Source organism: Fusicatenibacter sp., from assembly GCF_050872605.1.
Classification (GTDB): Bacteria; Bacillota; Clostridia; order Lachnospirales; family Lachnospiraceae; genus Fusicatenibacter.
In genome coordinates, this window is record NZ_JBNMHD010000008.1 from 1 (window position 1) to 18,653 (window position 18,653).

Annotated in this window: 18 protein-coding genes; 17 read left to right on the forward strand and 1 reads right to left on the reverse strand. The window is 48.3% G+C overall.

What is annotated here, in order from left to right; genetic code table 11:
* Window positions 1-227 precede the first annotated feature (227 nt).
* From ACY2VT_RS04025 to ACY2VT_RS04095, 15 genes are all read left to right on the forward strand, one after another.
* Window positions 228-944 carry a LytR/AlgR family response regulator transcription factor gene (locus ACY2VT_RS04025; RefSeq protein ID WP_461878967.1) on the forward strand — a complete coding sequence of 239 codons (717 nt, stop codon included), beginning with the start codon at window positions 228-230 and terminating at the stop codon, window positions 942-944.
* On the forward strand, window positions 941-2,257 hold the full coding sequence (locus ACY2VT_RS04030; protein WP_461878968.1) for a sensor histidine kinase: 1,317 nt from the start codon (window positions 941-943) through the stop codon (window positions 2,255-2,257). The genes ACY2VT_RS04025 and ACY2VT_RS04030 overlap by 4 nt, the downstream gene beginning before the upstream one ends.
* A 176-nt stretch (window positions 2,258-2,433) precedes the next feature.
* On the forward strand, window positions 2,434-3,612 hold the full coding sequence (locus ACY2VT_RS04035) for a hypothetical protein (protein ID WP_461878969.1): 1,179 nt from the start codon (window positions 2,434-2,436) through the stop codon (window positions 3,610-3,612).
* A gap of 10 nt (window positions 3,613-3,622) precedes the next feature.
* Window positions 3,623-4,420 carry a hypothetical protein gene (locus ACY2VT_RS04040; protein WP_461878970.1) on the forward strand — a complete coding sequence of 266 codons (798 nt, stop codon included), beginning with the start codon at window positions 3,623-3,625 and terminating at the stop codon, window positions 4,418-4,420.
* Window positions 4,413-5,264, forward strand: a complete 852-nt coding sequence (locus ACY2VT_RS04045) for a hypothetical protein (protein ID WP_461878971.1) — start codon at window positions 4,413-4,415, stop codon at window positions 5,262-5,264. The genes ACY2VT_RS04040 and ACY2VT_RS04045 overlap by 8 nt, the downstream gene beginning before the upstream one ends.
* 4 nt (window positions 5,265-5,268) lie before the next feature.
* Window positions 5,269-5,910: an ABC transporter ATP-binding protein gene (locus ACY2VT_RS04050; protein ID WP_461878972.1), complete on the forward strand. Its 642-nt coding sequence runs from the start codon at window positions 5,269-5,271 to the stop codon at window positions 5,908-5,910.
* 71 nt (window positions 5,911-5,981) lie between these two features.
* Window positions 5,982-6,119, forward strand: coding sequence for a hypothetical protein (locus tag ACY2VT_RS04055; RefSeq protein ID WP_461878973.1), 138 nt, complete (start codon window positions 5,982-5,984; stop codon window positions 6,117-6,119).
* Between the two features lie 11 nt (window positions 6,120-6,130).
* Complete coding sequence (locus tag ACY2VT_RS04060; protein ID WP_461878974.1) at window positions 6,131-6,430, forward strand: cupin domain-containing protein; 300 nt, start codon at window positions 6,131-6,133, stop codon at window positions 6,428-6,430.
* Window positions 6,431-6,442: 12 nt separating this feature from the next.
* Window positions 6,443-6,742 (forward strand): hypothetical protein, encoded by a 300-nt coding sequence (locus ACY2VT_RS04065; RefSeq protein WP_461878975.1) that lies wholly within the window; start codon window positions 6,443-6,445, stop codon window positions 6,740-6,742.
* 16 nt (window positions 6,743-6,758) lie between these two features.
* A complete protein-coding gene (locus tag ACY2VT_RS04070) occupies window positions 6,759-7,385 on the forward strand; it encodes a helix-turn-helix domain-containing protein (protein ID WP_461878976.1) in 627 nt (208 codons plus the stop codon).
* Between the two features lie 202 nt (window positions 7,386-7,587).
* Window positions 7,588-8,961 carry an ABC transporter substrate-binding protein gene (locus ACY2VT_RS04075; RefSeq protein WP_461872953.1) on the forward strand — a complete coding sequence of 458 codons (1,374 nt, stop codon included), beginning with the start codon at window positions 7,588-7,590 and terminating at the stop codon, window positions 8,959-8,961.
* A gap of 213 nt (window positions 8,962-9,174) precedes the next feature.
* Window positions 9,175-10,038, forward strand: a complete 864-nt coding sequence (locus ACY2VT_RS04080) for a carbohydrate ABC transporter permease (RefSeq protein WP_461872952.1) — start codon at window positions 9,175-9,177, stop codon at window positions 10,036-10,038.
* On the forward strand, window positions 10,038-10,844 hold the full coding sequence (locus ACY2VT_RS04085) for a carbohydrate ABC transporter permease (RefSeq protein ID WP_461877169.1): 807 nt from the start codon (window positions 10,038-10,040) through the stop codon (window positions 10,842-10,844). The genes ACY2VT_RS04080 and ACY2VT_RS04085 overlap by 1 nt, the downstream gene beginning before the upstream one ends.
* Window positions 10,845-10,942: 98 nt before the next feature.
* Window positions 10,943-13,981 (forward strand): beta-galactosidase, LacZ type, encoded by a 3,039-nt coding sequence (gene lacZ / locus ACY2VT_RS04090; protein WP_461878977.1) that lies wholly within the window; start codon window positions 10,943-10,945, stop codon window positions 13,979-13,981.
* Between the two features lie 155 nt (window positions 13,982-14,136).
* The gene (locus tag ACY2VT_RS04095; RefSeq protein ID WP_461878978.1) at window positions 14,137-16,167 is read left to right on the forward strand and encodes a beta-galactosidase; all 2,031 of its coding nucleotides are present in this window, start codon (window positions 14,137-14,139) and stop codon (window positions 16,165-16,167) included.
* A 62-nt stretch (window positions 16,168-16,229) separates the two neighbouring features.
* Here ACY2VT_RS04095 and ACY2VT_RS04100 read toward each other — a convergent pair whose 3' ends face one another.
* Window positions 16,230-16,607, reverse strand: a complete 378-nt coding sequence (locus tag ACY2VT_RS04100) for a winged helix-turn-helix transcriptional regulator (protein WP_461878979.1) — start codon at window positions 16,605-16,607, stop codon at window positions 16,230-16,232.
* 202 nt (window positions 16,608-16,809) lie between these two features.
* On the opposite strand from ACY2VT_RS04100, the gene ACY2VT_RS04105 reads away from it, so the two are divergent.
* Together ACY2VT_RS04105 and ACY2VT_RS04110 are read left to right on the forward strand one after the other, a co-directional pair.
* Complete coding sequence (locus tag ACY2VT_RS04105; protein WP_461878980.1) at window positions 16,810-17,415, forward strand: TetR/AcrR family transcriptional regulator; 606 nt, start codon at window positions 16,810-16,812, stop codon at window positions 17,413-17,415.
* A 22-nt stretch (window positions 17,416-17,437) separates the two neighbouring features.
* Window positions 17,438-18,574, forward strand: coding sequence for an aldo/keto reductase (locus ACY2VT_RS04110; protein WP_461878981.1), 1,137 nt, complete (start codon window positions 17,438-17,440; stop codon window positions 18,572-18,574).
* Window positions 18,575-18,653: the final 79 nt, after the last annotated feature.

Genomic DNA, 18,653 nt, shown 5'->3' on the forward strand with positions numbered 1-18,653 from the left:
ATCAAGACATAAGTTGTCGATGAGAAAGAAAAGGTTTGTAGTAAGCTTGCGTCCAATTAAGTACTTGGAAGAACTTTTAGAAGCTTAAAAAAACTGAAAAAGCAGAATTGGTATTAGATAGTCATTCATGCGTTTGTCGTGCGGCTTGTCCCAGATTGCTTGAGAGAAAAGGAAAAATCTGATATGCTGTTGAGAAATAGAATCTGCAGAAATATGGGGAGATTACGATGCATTTGATTTTATGTGATGACGATAACGTCTTTTTAGATAAACTGGAAACCAGGATCCGCGGTCTGTGTCAGAAGCATGGGATTGCGGTGGAGATGGAACGGTATGATTCTTCGAAGAAGATGCTGGAGGGGCTGAAGGATCTGGATACGGTTCCTGTTTTTTTGATTGATATTGATATGCCGGAAGTGAATGGATTTGCGGTTGCATCCTTTTTGAAAAAATGGAACCGGGAGTGCTGTATCGGGTTTGTGTCGAATAAGGATGAGCTGGTGTTTCAGGCATTTGCGTATCATCCGTTCTTTTTTATCCGCAAAACGCATCTGGATGAGGAGCTGGAGCCACAGCTTTTGGAGATGCAGAAGAAAATGGGGGTGAAAGTGCCCAAGATAGAACTGCAGACCGGGAGGCAGACGGTGGAGGTTGCGCTCGATACGATCTGGTTTGTGGAGAGTGAGAAGAATTATCTGCTGTTTTACCGCGAGAAAGATGAGCGGGGCGATGCCGTCCGGGCGAGAATGAAAATTGCGGAGGCAGAAAAAGAGCTGGAACCGCATGGATTTGTGAGGACACACAAAGGGTATCTGGTCAACATGAATTATGTGTACCGGCTGCGGGAAAATGAGATTCTCTTGCTGAATGGGAAACATGTTCCGGTCAGCAGAAGTTATCTGAACCAGGTACGGATGAAAATTATGGGGGCGGTGATGGGATGAGTGCGACATTCTGGAAAGTTTTTGAACTTGCGATTTCTGTTTTGGAAAATATGCTTCTGCTCGGATTCTGCATGGATTTCATGCAGCAGCGGCCGAAAGGAAAACGGGGGAAAATGCTGTGGCTGCTCGCGGTGCTGGTCGGAATGATTTTTCCGGCGCTGGAGAAGTATCCGGAGATTTATGACCGGTGGGAATTATGGCTTACATTGCTCTGGCTGGTGGGGTATCTGGCAGTGAGTACGCGGGGCAGTATTCTTCGAAAAATCATTGCTGCAGTAGTTGCGAGGGAATTAACGACGTTTGTGAATACCGCAGTTCTTTTTGGATGCAGTTTGCTTCTGCAAGAGAGTGTAGCATCTTTTATTCAACAACAGGATATCGCGAGAATTGCTACTGTTCTTTTGACAAAAATCTTATATTTTTTTGTGGGCAAAATTTTAAACGGCCTTCTTTTTGAAAGAAAAAATCTGGTGAGCTGGCAGTGGATTGTTATAGGATGCAGTCTTGTATTCTCAACCGTTGCGGGAAAGACATTGATTACCTTGTCCAGAGATTTTCCGGGAATCCAGATGCAGGAACAGAAATTAATGCTGCTGTGCGTGGCCTGTATCTGGCTGACCTGTCTGATTATGTATTTTATAGTACAGCAGATGAGCAAAGACAATCAGACCAAACTGGAATACGAGCTGATGAAGGAAAAAGAAAAGTATTCCAAAGAGAGCATGGAAATCATCAAACGAGGCAACGAAGAACTGCGGGAGTTTAAACACGATCTGAAAAATTATCTCCTCCCGATGCAGGAGATGGCAGAAAAGATGCCGCAGTCCGAAATGGCAGATGCCTGGGAAAAGATTTACCAGAAGATGGAAAATGTGCAGACGCTGATTCAGACCGGAAACAGTTATGTGGATTCGATGATCAACACGAAAATTTCTCTTGCGCGGAGCGAAAAAACAGATGTGAAATGTACGATACTGAGCAGAATGGATGGCGTTGACGGCCTGGAATTCTGTTCGGTCTTTGGGAATCTGATGGACAATGCGATCGAGGCAGAGAGAAGCATTGCGGATGGAAAAAAGATTGAGATTCTGATCGACGAAAAGATGGGCTATCTCCGGCTGCTGGTGCAGAATAAAATCGACAGATCCGTTTTGAAAGAAAATCCGGAGCTGCGGACGACGAAGAAAACGGAAGGTGTGCATGGAATCGGCCATAAGAGTGTCGAGCGGACGATGCAGAAGATGGGCGGAGCTGTGAAATATTATGAAAAAGACGGAATGTTCTGTGCGGAGACAGTCTTCCCTGTGAAATAAAAAGTAAGAAAGACTTTGTGTGGATGGAAAAAGCGAAACGCTGATCCGGAGACCAAAGTCTTTTTTGCATTTTATCCCAGATAGCGCATCTTGTCCCAGCTCTGTTGTCGGAGAAGAGAAATTTCGATATGCTCAAAACAGTTACCGGAAAAGAAAACAGTAGAAAGGGGTACTGTATGAAAAAACGAGTATGGGGAATTGTCATGGCAGGATTGCTGCTGATGGGATGCCAGAACATGGGAAATGAGCAGATACAGACAACACAGGCGCAGTCAACGCAGACACAACCGGATCAGAGCGATTTCGGTGAGGAGCAGGAGAACGGACAGCAGTTAAAAAATGGAGATCACATCAGTCTTTCCCTTGGCAGCCAGGTATCCATCGACGCAGTAGTCGAAATGTCGGATAAAAACTGGAATGGGATCGAAAAATGCACGGCAAAAATGGATGGCTTTCAGGGGGAGAAGATATTTGAGGAATTGTTTGGAAAGATTCCTGAGGATGGTGTGAAAAAAGAAGAAGGATATGAAGGGACTCCTGCATTTAACTATTCCTATGAAGGAACGCTGGGTGAAAAACTGCGGAATCAGAATGGAACGATACGCGTCAGCAGTGGGCTGGACCTGGAAACAGAAGAAGGAAAAAAGATTTATTCCAATCTGCCGGTTGAGTATATTTCCGCAGGCAACGGCGAGGGAATTATGATTTATGGAGGGGAGCAGGAGGTCACGCTGGAAAACGAAGAAGATCTGATTGCACAGTGCCAGCAGTTCATCGAACAGGTCGGTGGCTGGGAGCAGGCTTCCCTGACGGATGCGTATGGATTTTCCTGCGAGCAGATGGAACAGCAGCAGGAAGCATCGATACAGGCAGAGGAAAACGGGGAACTTTTGAAACCACAGGAGATAGAAGAGTATGAATGGTCCGAAGCAGACAACTGCAAACTCCTGTTTTTCCAGAGCTATCTGAATGGAATTCCGGTGCTGTGCAATGAAGTGAACCGGCAGGATGAGCTTTTTATTCCAGCCACCAAAATACGGGCAGTTATAACAAAAGAGGGCATCGAGTATCTTTCTGCAGACGGTCATTTTGCCGTTCAGGAGAAAGAAACCATTTCGCCTGCCGGGAAAGATACCGTGATGGAAACACTGAAAAATAAGTTTGATCTCACAAGTGCAGATCCCGTGACACTCGACCGGATGAAGCTGATCTACTATCCCATCACGACGGGAAGAGATGAGGACGGTTTTCTGACATGCGATATGATTCCGGCATGGCAGTTCCGGTATGTGGTGGAGGACATCTCCATGTATGTTTATATCAACGCAGCCGACGGCAGCGAAATTGTGGGGTGATGAAAAGAAGATGACATTTTTTCGAATGATGAAAATGGATTTCAGGCGCATGTTTCTGTCCGGAAAATTTTATTTTGCCATGGCGGGGACCATGTTCGTGACTCTGCTGAACATCAGCCAGGAGGCGGCACATGCGTGGAACGATACTTCTCTGTGGTATCTGGTAAAAAGCAGCCACGGACTGGGCACATTTTTCGGGGTGTTTTCGGTTCTGGCAGTGCTGCCGTTTGCCTTGAGCTACTGGGAGGACAGACGAAATCACTATCTCTGTTTCGTGGAAACGCGGGCGGGAAAAACGGCGTACTGCTGGTCGCATCTTTGTGTCACGTTTCTGGGAGCGTTCCTCTGCATTTTCCTTGGCATGACGGCGGCCTACAGTCTTCTGCTGCTGAAAATGCCGATGCTTCGGGCGAGTGATGCGGAATCCTTATTGTATGAAATAGAAATGGGAGACGGCAAAGGGGATTATTTGATTCTGAGCAGAACCTTTCCGCAGATGTATTTTATCGCAAGTATTGCAGCCGATGCGGCCAGATATGCGTTCCTTGCCGTGACGGTGTTTGCGGTATCTGGAAAAATAAAGAACCTGTTCGTGCTGGCGAGTCTGCCGATTCTGCTGGAATATGTATCGCAGATCCTTGCGGATTCCCTTGGACTGCCGCGGTGGATGCGGTGGTACGCCTTTAACGGAACCAGAATTGACACTCTGTCCGATTTTTTGGGGATTTCCGGCTACTTTCTGATCCTGGCATTTCTGATCGGTGTGGTTTTTTGGCTGCTCATGCGAAGGAGGGAACTCGATGGATAACATACGAAAGATACACCATGTCTGCCGGATCCGGCTGAGAAAAACATTTACAACGCCGCGGTTTTACGTTGCCCTTCTGTGGGTACTGCTGGAATTTCAGGGGACAGCTTCCGGGATCCGCGCATTCTGTAAAACTTTGGGAATCGATGCGGCATTCTGGATTCTGCCGTTTCTGACGCACCGCTGTTTTGCGCAGGTCATGATTGCGCTCGGTGCATTGCTGCTTTTCTGTGACGCACCGTTTCTAGAACCGGACAGCAGTTTTCAGATTCTGCGCGCCGGACGGAAAAACTGGTTCTGGGGAAATGTTCTGTATCTCTGGATTCTTTCGCTGATTTACACGGTGTGCCTTGCTATTCTCCCGGTACTGCTGGTGTTTCCTTATGTCGGATGGGAAAATGGCTGGGGAAAAGTGCTCGGTCTTCTGACAACGGATGCGGCGTACAACGTTGAGATGGAAGCACTGAATGGTCTGATTCTTTCCCGGTTTTCGGTTCCGCAGGCGATGGTGCTTACCATGCTTGCGATCTGGATTTTGACGGTGATGATTGGAATGGCGGTGTATGCGGGAAATTTTCTGGTGAGACGGGGATTTGGAGTAGTCATCGGCTGCGGCATCACACTCACCGCGCTTCTGCTGAGCAAGTTTTCCAACATCACAATCGGCTATTACTGCGCGCCGCCGCTTTGGATGAATATTGCGAGCTACCAGTGGCAGGGGTATGGAAATGGGCCGTCGATGGCATATGTTTACAGTGTCTTTGCGGCTGTCATCGGCGCATGTACGATCCTTTCGTATCTTGGAATCCGGAAGAAGGATCTGAATTTTGTGGAGGAAATCTAGGGCGATGGAAGAGAAGATCAGAATAGAAAACGTAACGAAAAAATTCGGCAGCTATGCGGCGCTGGATGGGATCAGTCTGAATTTTGAGAAGGGGAAGATTCACGGAATCATCGGAAGAAACGGAAGCGGCAAGACAGTTCTGTTCAAATGCATCTGCGGATTTCTGCGGGTGGACGGCGGTGCGGTTTTGGTGGATGAAAAACAGATCGGAAAAGAAATCGAAGCGCCGGAGAGCATTGGCGCTATCATCGAAACACCGGGCTTCCTTCCAGGATACAGCGCAAGGCAGAATCTGCAGTTTCTCGTCGGCATCCGCGGGAAAATCGGAAAGAAGGAGATCGACGAAGCCATCCGAAAAGTCGGCCTGGACCCGGAGGCGAAAAAGCACGTCGGCAAATATTCCCTCGGCATGCGCCAGCGCCTCGGCATTGCACAGGCGATCATGGAAGATCCGTCCCTTCTGATCCTGGACGAGCCCATGAACGGTCTCGACAACCAGGGCGTGCAGGAGATGCGGCAGCTGTTTTTGAAACTGAAAGACGAAGGAAAAACGATCCTTCTGGCCAGCCATAACCGGGAAGACATCGCAGCCTTGTGCGATACGACGGTGGAGATTGACAGAGGGAAAATAGTGATGCCGAAGTAGCCCAAAATGGAAAATGTGCAGAAGAGCTAAAAGTCGCTCAGAAAACGTGGAAACATAAATTCAGCTTTTCCATGTCAAAGAGCATCATGGCAATGGGCATCCCCGGCGTATGGTTTGCCATGGCATTTCTCGATTGGGGTTTCCGCGCGCTCTGTTTTGGTGTAAGATGGAGACAGAGAAAATGGAAAACCAAACGAATTGGAAAGTGAGGACATAAAACATGGCAGACAGACACACAACAGAAAAACTGCTGGAGGGCGAGCGCCTTTCCGGAAAGGTAACATTATTTGCGAAAGTAACGATTTTACCAGGAGATGAGCTTCCGTATCATGAGCATCATGGGGAGACGGAAACGTATCACATTCTCTCCGGTGCGGGTATGTATCAGGATAACGACAAAATCTACCCGGTGCAGGCGGGCATGACGACGTTCTGCGAGGACGGCAGCGGCCATGCGATTTCCTGCGCAGGGGAAGAACCGCTCGTGTTTCTGGCGATGATTCAGAAAAAAGCAGAATAAGCAGGTACGGATATGAGCAGAAAGAAAAAGCCCAGAATGGAGTTCCGCTATTACGAGGTGCCGGAAAAAAGCCCGGTGCTGGCACTTCAGGGCGAAAAATGGGTACAGAATTACGGGTATCAGATCGATTATCTGCATTTTCATAATCTGATGGAAATTGGTTTCTGCTATTACGGAGAGGGAACGATCGTTCTGGAAGAAAAAGAAATACCGTACGACGGGGGGGGCATTTACGGTAGTACCAAAGAATTTTCCGCATACCACGAATTCGAAGGAAAACAGCCTGTGCTCCTGGGCATGGCTGTTTATTGATGTGGAGGGCTTTATCATGGCGCTGTACAAGGACAATCCGCGTATGGCACAGAAGCTGATTTCACGCATTAACCAGAGGGCTCATTTCTCAAAAAAGGAAGACAGGCCTGCGGTAGCGGAGCTGATCAAGCTGATTCTCAAATGTATGGAGGAAAAAGAAGAATTTTATCTGGAAGAAGTGAAAGGACTGACACGGGCACTCCTGATGCAGATTGCCAGGTGGAATGAGAAAGACGAGGAGCAGGAAAGAAACGCCATCGTGGATGATGCGAGCGTTACCTTAATTCTGCCTGCCCTGGATTATATCGGGGAAAATTTTCAGGAGAGTATCCGGATTGAGGAGCTTGCAGAGGTATGCCATATCAGTGAGACACACCTGCGCCGCATTTTTCAGGAATCGATGCGGATGCCGCCGGTGGAGTATATCAACTGGGTCCGGATCCGGGCGGCGTGCAAAGAGTTGCGAAAGACAAATGCCTCCGTAAATGACATTGCACTGCACTGCGGATTCACCACAATGTCTACATTTAACCGTAATTTTCGAAAGATTCTCGGCGTTTCTCCGCAGCAGTGGCGGAGCGCACCGGAACACTATGAACGGAATTTGTTGAAATTTGACATAAAAACGCAGGAGGGATGGTAATATCCGTTGAAATACCGATAGATGGTTGAAAATGCACATGAAAGAGTCGAATATGCGCACAAGTGACGGAAAAATGTTGTTATAATTTGTACATGTTGAGGGGATAAAAACCTGAAAAGTGTACAAAACAACCAAAAGGATTTCTGCGCGAAAGATGCAGAAGTTCTGGTTGTAAAATAACATCTTAAGGAGGATGTGCAATATGAAAAGAAAAATTGTATCAATCGTAATGGCATCAGCAATGGTATTTGGACTGGCAGCATGCGGTTCCAGCGGCGGAACAACAACAAGCTCCAGCAATGGCGGAAACGATGCAGCAGCAAGTGATACCAGTGCAAAATCAGAGAGCAGCGACGTAGTAGAGGGCGGCTCTGATGACGACAACACCTTAACCGTATGGACCTGGGACCCGAACTTCAACGTTTATGCGATCAAGAAAGCAGCTGAAATTTATGCACAGGATCACGAAGGATTCAAAGTAGAAGTCAGCGAAGTACAGTCCGACGACATTGAAACCCGTCTGACCACAGCAGTTTCCGCAGGAGACTTAAGCACTCTGCCGGATATCTTCCTGATGCAGGATAACTCCTTCCAGAAATATGCAACCAACTATCCGGACATCTTCACCGATCTGACCGATTCCGGAATTGATTTTGGCGAATTCTCATCCGCAAAAGTTGCTTACTCTACTCTGGATGGAAAGAACTACGGAATTCCGTTCGACAATGGTGCCGTTATCGAGTGCCTGCGTACTGATATGCTGGAGCAGGCAGGCTTCACCGTAGATGATTTCACAGATATCACCTGGAATGACTTTATGGAGAAAGCAAAAGTTGTCAAAGAGAAAACAGGCCAGCCGATCCTGACATCTCAGGCCGGATCTCCGGACCTTGTTATGGAAATGCTGCAGTCCTGCGGTGAGTCCCTCTTCAATGAAGATGGATCTGTCAACATCGTAGACAACAAAGCACTGAAACCGATCCTTGAGATTTACAGCCAGATGGTAAAAGATGGCACTCTTGTAGAGGTTACTGACTGGGATCAGTACATCGCATCCATCAACAACGGAACCACAGCAGGCGTTATCAACGGATGCTGGATCATGGCTTCCATCACAGCAAACGATGATCAGTCCGGCAAATGGGCAATCACCAACATGCCGAAACTGGACGGCGTTGACGGAGCAACCAATTACTCCAACAACGGTGGTTCTTCCTGGGCAATTTCTTCCAACTGCAAAAAACAGGATCTTGCTATTGACTTTATGAAATCTACCTTTGCAGGCAGCACCGCTCTTTACGATGACATCATCGCAAAAGGCGCTCTGGCAACCTGGGCACCGGCAGGAGATTCCGAAGCATATGCACAGCCAGTTGCATTCTTCAGCGATGATCCGGTTTACGCAAAGATCGTTGATTTCGCAACCAAGACTCCTTCCAACATCACCGGAGCATTCTACTACGATGCACGTGATGCTGTCGGAACCGCACTTTCCAATATCATCCAGACAGGAGCAGATATGGACAGCGAACTTCAGACCGCACAGGAAACTGTAGAGTTCAACATGGGTGGCTGATCAGATCCCCATACATAAAAAAGTAGGACGATAAGAAACGGGTCTGCTTCCTGGACAGACAGAAGCAGGCCCGTTCTGTATCTATGCGGTGTGTGTTTGAAAAATGATTTCTGCAGGAGAACATGAAATGTTGTCTGCGAAAAGATTTTTTCAAGCACACGCCAGAGTAAAAAAAGAAAGGAAGATTCCATGAGCAGTCAGAAGAAAAAAGGAATGAACTTGGAAAGAAAACAGAATCTTACCGGATGGGTTTTCCTGATGCCGGCAACGATCCTGATCGCATGGATGAGCTTTTATCCGATGATTCAGGCGTTCATCCTGTCTTTGCAGACAGGTATGGGCATCAACCTGAAATTTAACGGATTTGCAAACTATGCCCGTATTTTAAAAGACCCGACCTTTAAACAGACCTTAAGCAACACCTTCTTCTACCTGATTATTCAGGTACCGATCATGCTGATCCTCGGCCTGATGTTTGCTTCCATGCTGAACAACAAAGATCTGCGTTTCAAAGGACTGTTCCGTACCTGCATTTTCCTGCCGTGCGCAACATCTCTCGTATCTTACGCGATGATCTTCCGTTCCCTGTTTGCAAACGACGGTTTTATCAACACCGTTCTCCGCGGCCTCGGCATGAGCCCGATCATGTGGTTCTCCAATGCGTGGACAGCCCGTGCGGTTATCATTATCGCCCTGATCTGGAGATGGACGGGATACAACATGGTATTCTATCTCTCCGGTATGCAGAACATTGAATATTCAATCTATGAAGCAGCCAAAATCGACGGCGCAAGCCCGCTGCAGACCTTCTTCAAGATCACCGTTCCGCTGTTGAAGCCGATGATCCTGCTGACTACGATTACCTCTACCAACGGTACCCTGCAGCTGTTCGATGAGTCCCTGAACCTGACAAACGGAGGTCCTGGAAAATCAACCATGACCATGTCTCATTATATTTACAATATGTCCTTTGTACAGAGCCCGAACTTTGGCTATGCGGCAGCAATGTCCATCCTGATCCTGATCATGGTAGCCATTCTGGCACTGCTTCAGATGAAAGTAGGTGACGAGCGATAATGGGAAAAGCAAAGAAATTTTTCATGTATCTGATTTTAAGCATAGCATCGATCCTTTCCGTTTTTCCGCTGTACTATATGTTCTGTGCATCCACAAACAGAAGTATTGATGTCATTGCCGGAAAATTGATTCCGGGTACGTATCTGGTTGAAAACTTTAAAGCGCTGATCGCGCAGCAGAACCTGCGTCTTGCACTTTGGAACTCCTTCCGCAATGCGACGATTCTGACCATTCTCTGTCTTCTGGTCTGCTCGATCGCCGGTTATGGATTTGAGATCTATCATGATAAAGCAAAAGATGCGGTCTTCACCGTACTTCTGACTGCGATGATGATTCCTTTCGCAGCAATCATGATCCCAATGTTCCGCATGTTTTCCCAGCTGAAAATGGTCAACACGATGGCAGCTTTCATGCTTCCTTCGATTTCAACACCGTTCATGATCATGATGTTCCGCCAGGCTTCCCGTTCCTTCCCGCACGATATCATCGAAGCGGCAAGACTCGATGGCTTAAGCGAGACAGGAATTTTCTTCCGCATGTATATGCCGACCATGAAATCGACGTATGCGGCAGCAACGATCATCACCTTTATGAACGCATGGAACAACTACCTGTGGCCGAAGGTTATCTTACAGAACAATGAATCCATCACCATGCCGATGCTGGTAGCGAACCTGCTCGGCGGCTACACTGTAGATTACGGTGTGCTGATGCTCGGCGTATTTATCTGTACGATCCCGACAGCAATCATTTTCTTCTGCTTCCAGAAGAGCTTCACAGAAGGTATCACAGGTGCCGTGAAATAAGAAAAAGAATCGAACAGAAAAGGTGGATATTTGGATGAATATCCACCTTTTTTTCAAAAGAGCAAAGAAAATAAAATTCCAGAAGGAGGAAAATAAAAATGAGTGTATTTCAGTATGAAAAAGTGAAGGACCCAACGTATTATGGAGAAAACCGGGTGCCGGCGCATTCCGACCACAGATATTATGGATCGGTGGAAGAAATGGAGCAGCATGTGGAAAACTTCCGTCACAGTCTGAACGGACTGTGGAAATTCCACTACGCAAAGAACTACGAGAGCACGATTCCGGGATTTGAGACACCGGAGTATGACTGCACAAAATGGGACGATATCCGCGTGCCGGCGCATATCCAGATGGAAGGATACGACGCACCGCAGTATGCCAATGTGCAGTATCCGTGGGAAGGAAGAGAAGAAATCCAGCCGGGCGAGATTCCGGAGCGGTTCAACCCGACCGCTTCCTATGTGAAATATTTTGAAGTGCCGGATCAGATGAAAGGAAAACGGCTTTTTGTTTCCTTCCAGGGAGCAGAGAGCGGTATTGCCGTATGGCTGAACGGAACCTTCCTTGGCTACAGCGAGGATACGTTTACTCCGTCCGAGTTTGAACTGACCCCGTATCTGAAAGAGGGCGAAAATAAACTGGCAGCACAGGTTTTCAAATGGACGAGCGGAAGCTGGTGCGAGGATCAGGATTTCTTCCGTTTCTCCGGTATTTACCGTGATGTGTATCTGTACACGATTCCGGAGGTTCACGTTTCGGATCTGAAAGTACAGACGCTGCTGGATGATACGTTTACGAAGGCAGATCTGGTCATTGATACGAAAACGATCGGAACAGGAAAGGTAAAAATTACCCTGTCAAAAGACGGAACGGCACTGCAGAGCACCGAAGGTGTGCTGGATGGGGAAACACAGTTTGTCCTGAAAGTCGATCAACCGGAACTGTGGTCGGCAGAGACACCGGTGCTGTATGATCTTCTGCTGGAAGTCACCGCAGAGGATGGAACGGTGCAGGAACTGATTCCGCAGAGAGTCGGATTCCGCCGCTTTGAGATGAAAGACCACATCATGATGCTGAATGGAAAGCGGGTTGTCTTTAAAGGCGTCAACCGCCACGAGTTCAGCTCCGTATCCGGCCGTGTCGTTTCGAGAGAAGAGCTGATCAAAGACCTGACAACGATGAAACAGAACAACATCAATGCGATCCGTACCTGCCATTACCCGGATGCGGTCGGCATTTATGATCTGTGCGATGAATACGGTCTTTACATGATCGCGGAGTGCAACATGGAGTCCCATGGAACGAGAGATACGGATGCGGTACGAAGCGGAGATTTCTCCGGTGTTGTACCATGCGACCGCCCGGAGTGGATGGACTGTATGCTCGACCGTGTCAATTCGATGTATCAGAGAGACAAAAACCATCCGGCGATTCTGATCTGGTCCTGCGGAAATGAATCGTTCGGCGGAAAAGTTATTTTTGAAATGTCCCAGCTGTACCGGAAGATGGACCCGACCCGTCTTGTTCATTATGAAGGAGTTAATGACGACCGCAGATACAACGACACCAGCGATATGGAAAGCCGGATGTACACGACGGTCAATGAAATCCGTGAATTCTTGTCGAAAGACAGAAGAAAACCGTATGTCTGCTGTGAGTATGCGCATGCGATGGGAAATTCCTGCGGCGCCATGAAGAAATATATGGATCTTGCCGAGGAAGAACCGCTGTTCCAGGGCGGCTTTATCTGGGATTATATCGACCAGTCAATCTACAAAAAAGACCGCTACGGAAAAGAATTTCAGGCGTACGGCGGAGACTTTGATGATCATCCATGCGATTACAATTTCAGCGGAAATGGTATTGTATACGGCGGCGGGCGCGATGCTTCCCCGAAGATGCAGGAAGTAAAATTCTGCTATCAGAACATTGCTGTGGATGTACAGAAAGACAAAGCAGCTGTAAAAAATAAGAACCTGTTTGTGAATACCGATGCGTTTGACTGCGTGGTAATTCTCGAAAAAGAAGGAAAGAAACTGAAAGAAGTGCCGATGGAAATTTCCGTGGAGCCGCTTTCCGAAAAAACAGTGGAGCTTCCGATTGCCGTACAGACCCTTCCGGGCGAGTATGCGGTGACCGTTTCCTTCCGCCTGAAAGAAGATACCGTATGGGGCAGGCGCGGCCATGAAGTTGCATTCGGACAGGGTGTTTATGAAGTGGAAGCACCGGCGAAAGCAGAAAAACCGGCGAAATTTGAAGTGATCCGTTCCAACCATGATTTTGGTGTGCGCGGCGAGAATTTCGATGTGATGTTCTCCGATCTGAACGGCGGACTCGTATCGTACCGTTACGGCGGCGTTGAGATGATCAAAATGATTCCGAAACCGAACTTCTGGCGTGCGCCGATCGACAATGACTGCGGAAGCCTGATGCCGATGCGTTACAGCCAGTGGAAGATTGCTTCGATGTATCTGTCCCACAAATATCCGAACGGTAGCCATTATCCGGGACTGTATGCGCCGGAAATCGAAGTACACGAGGACTGCGCAGAAGTCAGCTACCGCTATGTAATGCCGACCACACCGGCGAGCGAGTGCCGTCTGACCTACCGTGTCTTCGGCGATGGAAGCATTCAGACGACGCTGACGTATGATCCGGTGAAAGAGCTCGGCGATATGCCGGAATTCGGCGTGATGTTCAAACTGGATGCCGATTACGACCATGTAACCTGGTACGGTATGGGACCGGAGGAGACGTATGTGGACCGCTGCGCCGGAGCAAAGCTTGGCGTTTATAAGAATAAAGTCGAAGACAATATGGCGAAATATCTCGTTCCGCAGGAGTGCGGCAACAAGGTTGGTGTACGCTGGGCAACCGTGACGAACCGCAAGGGCCGCGGCATGATGTTCAGCGGCGACAAGATGGAATTTTCCGCACTGCCGTACACACCGCACGAGCTGGAAAATGCGATGCATCCGTATGAACTGCCGCAGGTACATTACACCGTTGTGCGCGTGGCAAAACAGCAGATGGGTGTTGGCGGAGACGACAGCTGGGGTGCACAGACCCATCCGGAGTACCTGATTCCGATTGATAAAAAACTGGAGTTTACCTTTACGTTTAAGGGAATCTGATGTAAGATGTTCCAGAAAGCCGAAAAGCAGAACAGGCGGACTGATTTTTGAATTTCTGGATCAGAAACAGACAGCAAAGGCAGAAAATTTTGTAGAACAGCTCATTCTGCGCGGAGGAAGGATGGGCTGTTCGTGAAATAAAGGAGACAGAACAGATGCGTGGTAAAGAGGTAAATTTTGGAAAGCTCCTGCACGGGGGCGATTATAACCCGGAACAGTGGCTGGATTACCCGGAGATTCTGGAACAGGATCTGGCGTATTTCAAGAAAGCCAGAATCAACGAGGTTTCGCTTGGCATGTTTTCCTGGGCATTTTTAGAGCCGGGGGAAGGAGTTTTCCGTCTGGAATGGTTAAAAGAGGTGATTGACCGCCTGTACGAAAACGGAATTGTGGTCATGCTTTCCACGCCGACGGCGGCAAGACCGCGCTGGATGGCGGAAAAATACCCGGAGGTGCTCCGTGTCAATGCAGCGAGAGAACGGAATCTGTACGGGGAGCGCCATAATCACTGCTATACCTCACCGGTTTACCGGGAAAAAACAAGAATCATCAATACGAAACTGGCGGAAATGTTCAAAGACCACCCTGGCGTGATTGCATGGCATATTTCGAATGAATATGGCGGAGAGTGCCACTGCCCGCTGTGCCAGGAGGCGTTCCGCGGCTGGGTGAAGAAGAAATACGGCACGCTGGATCAGCTGAACCGCGCTTGGAATACGGCATTCTGGAGTCATACCTACCAGAACTTCGATCAGGTGGAAAGTCCGTCCCCGAAAGGAGATTCTTCGCTGCACGGACTGAACCTGGACTGGAAACGGTTTGTGACAGATCAGACCGCAGATTTTGTAAAATGGGAAATCAAAGCGCTGCGGGATGCGGGGGCAGAGCAGCCGTCCACCATCAATATGATGTACGATTTTAAGGGACTGAATTACTACAAGTTTGCAGATGTGATTGACTTTGTGTCCTGGGACAATTATCCGACCTGGCACAAAGAGATGGAGACGGTAACAGCGACGGATACGGGCATGCAGCACGACATTATGCGGAGCATTCAGGAAAAGCCGTTTTATCTGATGGAGAGCTGTCCTTCCGCGACAAACTGGCAGTCCGTCAGCAAGCTGAAAAAACCAGGCATGCTGCAGGCCGCGTCGCTGCAGGCGGTTGCGCATGGATCGGACAGTGTGCTGTATTTTCAGATGAGGCAGAGCCGCGGTGCATCCGAAAAATTTCATGGAGCGGTGATCGACCATTATGGCGGATCGGATACCAGGGTATTCTGTGAAGTGACAAAAGTCGGCGTAGCTTTGGAGCAGCTGCAGGAAGTGAACGGTTCGCAGAACCCGGCGGAAGCAGCCGTGATTTATGATGTCGAAAACCGCTGGGCGGTGGAAGATGCGGCGGGTCCGCGGAATGCAGGTGTTTTTTATAAAGAAACCGTGGAAAAGCCATATCAGGCATTCCGGAAACTGGGCATCAATGTGGATGTGATTGACGAGACGAGGAGCCTCGACGGATACCGTGTGGTGGCGGCGCCGATGGTGTATCTGCTGCGGGAAGGATGGACAGAGAAGGTTCGGATGTTTGTGGAAAATGGAGGAATTTTCCTGCTGACCTACTGGTCCGGCATTGTAGATGAAATCGACCTCTGTTACTTAGGAGGAACACCGCACGATCTGATGGATGTGATGGGATTCCGGAGTATGGAGATTGACGGACTGTACGATGGCGAATGGAACGAAGGAATTCCGGAACCGGAAAATCCGCTGCATCTGGAACGGGCATACCGCTGCAGTCATCTCTGCGAGCTGGTGAAACTTTCTACAGCGGAAGCACTGATGACATACGGAAAGGATTTCTATGAAGGCATGCCGGCACTGACCCGGAATGTGTACGGAAAGGGAAAAGCGTATGCCGTTTGTGCGGACTTCGAACAGGGACTGTACGATGAAGTCTGCCGGAAACTGGCAGAAGAGGCCGGTGTGGAGCGGATCGTGGAAGAAGTTCCGGAAGGCGTGGAAGTCACGATGCGCGAGCAGAAGGATGGAACCCGGTACGTGTTTGTCCAGAACTTCAACCGGGAGGCGGTTACAATCCAACTCCCAACGAAGCGTTACCCAGTATGGCAGGGAACGTATGACGGAACGATCGGAAGCTGGAGGACGATTGTGCTGAAAGGAAGATAAGAGAGAAGAAAAGTCTGTTGAGAAGAACCAGAATGGGCGGTTTCTCAACAGACTTTTTTCGTTCATGCATTTGCGGCGGTGTCTTCCTCCTGCGCCAGCTTTTTCTTGTACGCTTCGCCCCAGTCCCACATCGCATCCATGATCGGGCGGAGGCTGAAACCGAGTTCCGTCAGCGAATATTCGACACGCGGCGGTACCTCGGCGTAAACTTTACGGTTGACCAGACCGCTCTGTTCCATCTGGCGGAGCTGGGAAGTTAAAACTTTCTGGGAGACATGGCCGATGGATTTTTTCAGCTCACCGAACCGCATCGTGCCGTGGAGCAGCAGATCGCGCAGGATCAGAACCTTCCATTTATCACTGATCAGAGTCAGCGTAGTTTCCACCGGGCAGGGCGGAAGATCGACAAGAGTAACGGGTGTTTTTTCAACAGATGACATAAGAGAATCCCTCCTGTGATAAAAAAAGAGTGAAGAGTCTGCAGAACAGATGGTTTTACACAATAGTATCTTTTGGATACTTTGAGTATTATATTATACCGTTTAAAAATAAAGTGCAAGGAAAAATTTTTGAAATGAAACTGAACGATATTCATTGACTATCATTCAATGAAATGATACAATACGGACACGAGGTGATAAAATGACAAACAGACAGATTGCAGCAATGGAGACAAAGAAAAAACTGATGGCAGCGGCGAAAGAACTGATCCGTGAGAAAGGGCTTGCCAACACATCAATTGCGGAGATCACGAGCAGATGCGGTGTGGCAAACGGCACTTTCTATACGTATTTCAAGCGAAAAGAAGATGTTATTTTTGCACTGAGCCGGGAAACCTATCAGGAGGTTTTGGATCAGGCACTGATACATCCAGGTACGTTTCTGGAACGGCTGACATTTTTTGCAGTGACCTTCACCGGCTGCATTGAGAACAGCGGGTTAAAACTGTGTCAGGAATGGGTACGCAATACCGTTGACCCGGATCTGATCGAAAATGAAGATGACCGTGGAAAACTGGCGTTTGATATGCAGTCCGTGGCAAAAATGCTGGAGAGCGGCATCGAACGGGGAGAATTAAAAAGCGATACGCCTGTGGAAGTTTTATCACACACACTGATCGATGTCCTGTACGGGCAGATGCTCTGCTGGGATATGTCAGGAGGAACCTATGGTTTTGTAGAGCGGACAGAAGAGTTCTGCCGACTGTTTCTGGGAGCAATGATGGCTCCTTATATGCAAAATCTGTAATCAGAAGAAAGGATGGAATACAATGAAAAAACTTGGATTTGGATTAATGCGTCTGCCGGTGAAAAGCGAAAACCCGACTGATATCGATCAGGAAATGCTGAATCAGATGGTAGATCGTTATCTGGAAGAGGGATTTACGTATTTTGATACTTCGTATGTTTATCACAACGGAGCATCCGAGACCGCAATCCGCGAGGCACTGGTAAAACGCCATGACAGAAGCAGCTTCCTGCTGGCATCAAAATTCCCGACCTTTACCATGCCGAAAGAAGAGCAGGTAGATGCGATTTTTCAGGAGCAGCTCGAGAAATGCGGCGTAGAGTATTTCGATTTTTATCTGCTTCACAATCTGAACCGGTATTTATACAAGACAGAAGTGCAGGATGCGCATCTGTTTGAGCATATGAAAAAATGGAAAGAAGAAGGAAAAATCCGACACATTGCTTTTTCCTACCACGATGATGCAGAACACCTGGATCAGATTCTGGCAGAGCACCCGGAAGTAGAAGCTGTTCAGATCGTTGTAAATTATTATGACTGGGACGAACCGTTCATCCAGGCAAAGAAATGCTGTGAAGTCATTGCAAAACACGGTGCAAAGGTCATCGCGATGGAGCCGGTCAAAGGCGGCATGCTGGCAGAGGTTCCGGAGAGCGTCCGTGAAAAAATGAAACAGATGGATGAGAACGCATCCGCGGCAAGCCATGCGATCCGTTTCGCAGCATCTTTGGATGAGGTGTTTGTGGTATTGTCCGGCATGAGCAATCTGGAGCAGCTGGAAGACAACCTTTCCTATATGAAAGAGATGAAACCGCTCAGCGAAGAGGAGCAGGCACTCTTAAAAGACGTTAAAAAGGCATACGAAAAAACATGGAAGTATTCCTGTGATGATTTTTCCCTGCTGGATAAAAATGCGGCAGGCGTACCGATTTCCGGCATCATCCGCGCATACAACAGCCTGATGCTTCAGCCGAATCCATATTTCGGAGCAGAGCTGAATTACTATAAGAGCTTCCGCTCTGCGTATGACCGTGCGTTTGAGACGGCAGATTATACCGAGCAGACGAAGAAAATCGGAAATGCATTTGATGTGAATGAAGCGATGAAAGAGACCATTGACTTTGAAACGAAGAACAGTTTCCAGGGATATATGGAATAAAACAGAAAAAGGAACGAAGAGAAAGCGTACCGCGGGAAAAACGGTGCGCTTTTTCTTCGTTTTTCCGCGGAATACGGCA

Excerpts from the sequence above, each read along its gene's own strand:
- ACY2VT_RS04055 (WP_461878973.1), top strand. The coding sequence starts at position 5,982 with ATGTCAAAGAGCATCATGGCAATGGGCATCCCCGGCGTATGGTTTGCC.
- ACY2VT_RS04040 (WP_461878970.1), top strand. The coding sequence starts at position 3,623 with ATGACATTTTTTCGAATGATGAAAATGGATTTCAGGCGCATGTTTCTG.
- lacZ (WP_461878977.1), top strand. The coding sequence starts at position 10,943 with ATGAGTGTATTTCAGTATGAAAAAGTGAAGGACCCAACGTATTATGGA.
- ACY2VT_RS04050 (WP_461878972.1), top strand. The coding sequence starts at position 5,269 with ATGGAAGAGAAGATCAGAATAGAAAACGTAACGAAAAAATTCGGCAGC.
- ACY2VT_RS04025 (WP_461878967.1), top strand. The coding sequence starts at position 228 with ATGCATTTGATTTTATGTGATGACGATAACGTCTTTTTAGATAAACTG.
- ACY2VT_RS04065 (WP_461878975.1), top strand. The coding sequence starts at position 6,443 with ATGAGCAGAAAGAAAAAGCCCAGAATGGAGTTCCGCTATTACGAGGTG.
- ACY2VT_RS04110 (WP_461878981.1), top strand. The coding sequence starts at position 17,438 with ATGAAAAAACTTGGATTTGGATTAATGCGTCTGCCGGTGAAAAGCGAA.
- ACY2VT_RS04105 (WP_461878980.1), top strand. The coding sequence starts at position 16,810 with ATGACAAACAGACAGATTGCAGCAATGGAGACAAAGAAAAAACTGATG.
- ACY2VT_RS04070 (WP_461878976.1), top strand. The coding sequence starts at position 6,759 with ATGGCGCTGTACAAGGACAATCCGCGTATGGCACAGAAGCTGATTTCA.
- ACY2VT_RS04095 (WP_461878978.1), top strand. The coding sequence starts at position 14,137 with ATGCGTGGTAAAGAGGTAAATTTTGGAAAGCTCCTGCACGGGGGCGAT.
- ACY2VT_RS04035 (WP_461878969.1), top strand. The coding sequence starts at position 2,434 with ATGAAAAAACGAGTATGGGGAATTGTCATGGCAGGATTGCTGCTGATG.
- ACY2VT_RS04045 (WP_461878971.1), top strand. The coding sequence starts at position 4,413 with ATGGATAACATACGAAAGATACACCATGTCTGCCGGATCCGGCTGAGA.
- ACY2VT_RS04030 (WP_461878968.1), top strand. The coding sequence starts at position 941 with ATGAGTGCGACATTCTGGAAAGTTTTTGAACTTGCGATTTCTGTTTTG.
- ACY2VT_RS04085 (WP_461877169.1), top strand. The coding sequence starts at position 10,038 with ATGGGAAAAGCAAAGAAATTTTTCATGTATCTGATTTTAAGCATAGCA.
- ACY2VT_RS04060 (WP_461878974.1), top strand. The coding sequence starts at position 6,131 with ATGGCAGACAGACACACAACAGAAAAACTGCTGGAGGGCGAGCGCCTT.
- ACY2VT_RS04100 (WP_461878979.1), bottom strand. The coding sequence starts at position 16,607 with ATGTCATCTGTTGAAAAAACACCCGTTACTCTTGTCGATCTTCCGCCC.
- ACY2VT_RS04075 (WP_461872953.1), top strand. The coding sequence starts at position 7,588 with ATGAAAAGAAAAATTGTATCAATCGTAATGGCATCAGCAATGGTATTT.
- ACY2VT_RS04080 (WP_461872952.1), top strand. The coding sequence starts at position 9,175 with ATGAACTTGGAAAGAAAACAGAATCTTACCGGATGGGTTTTCCTGATG.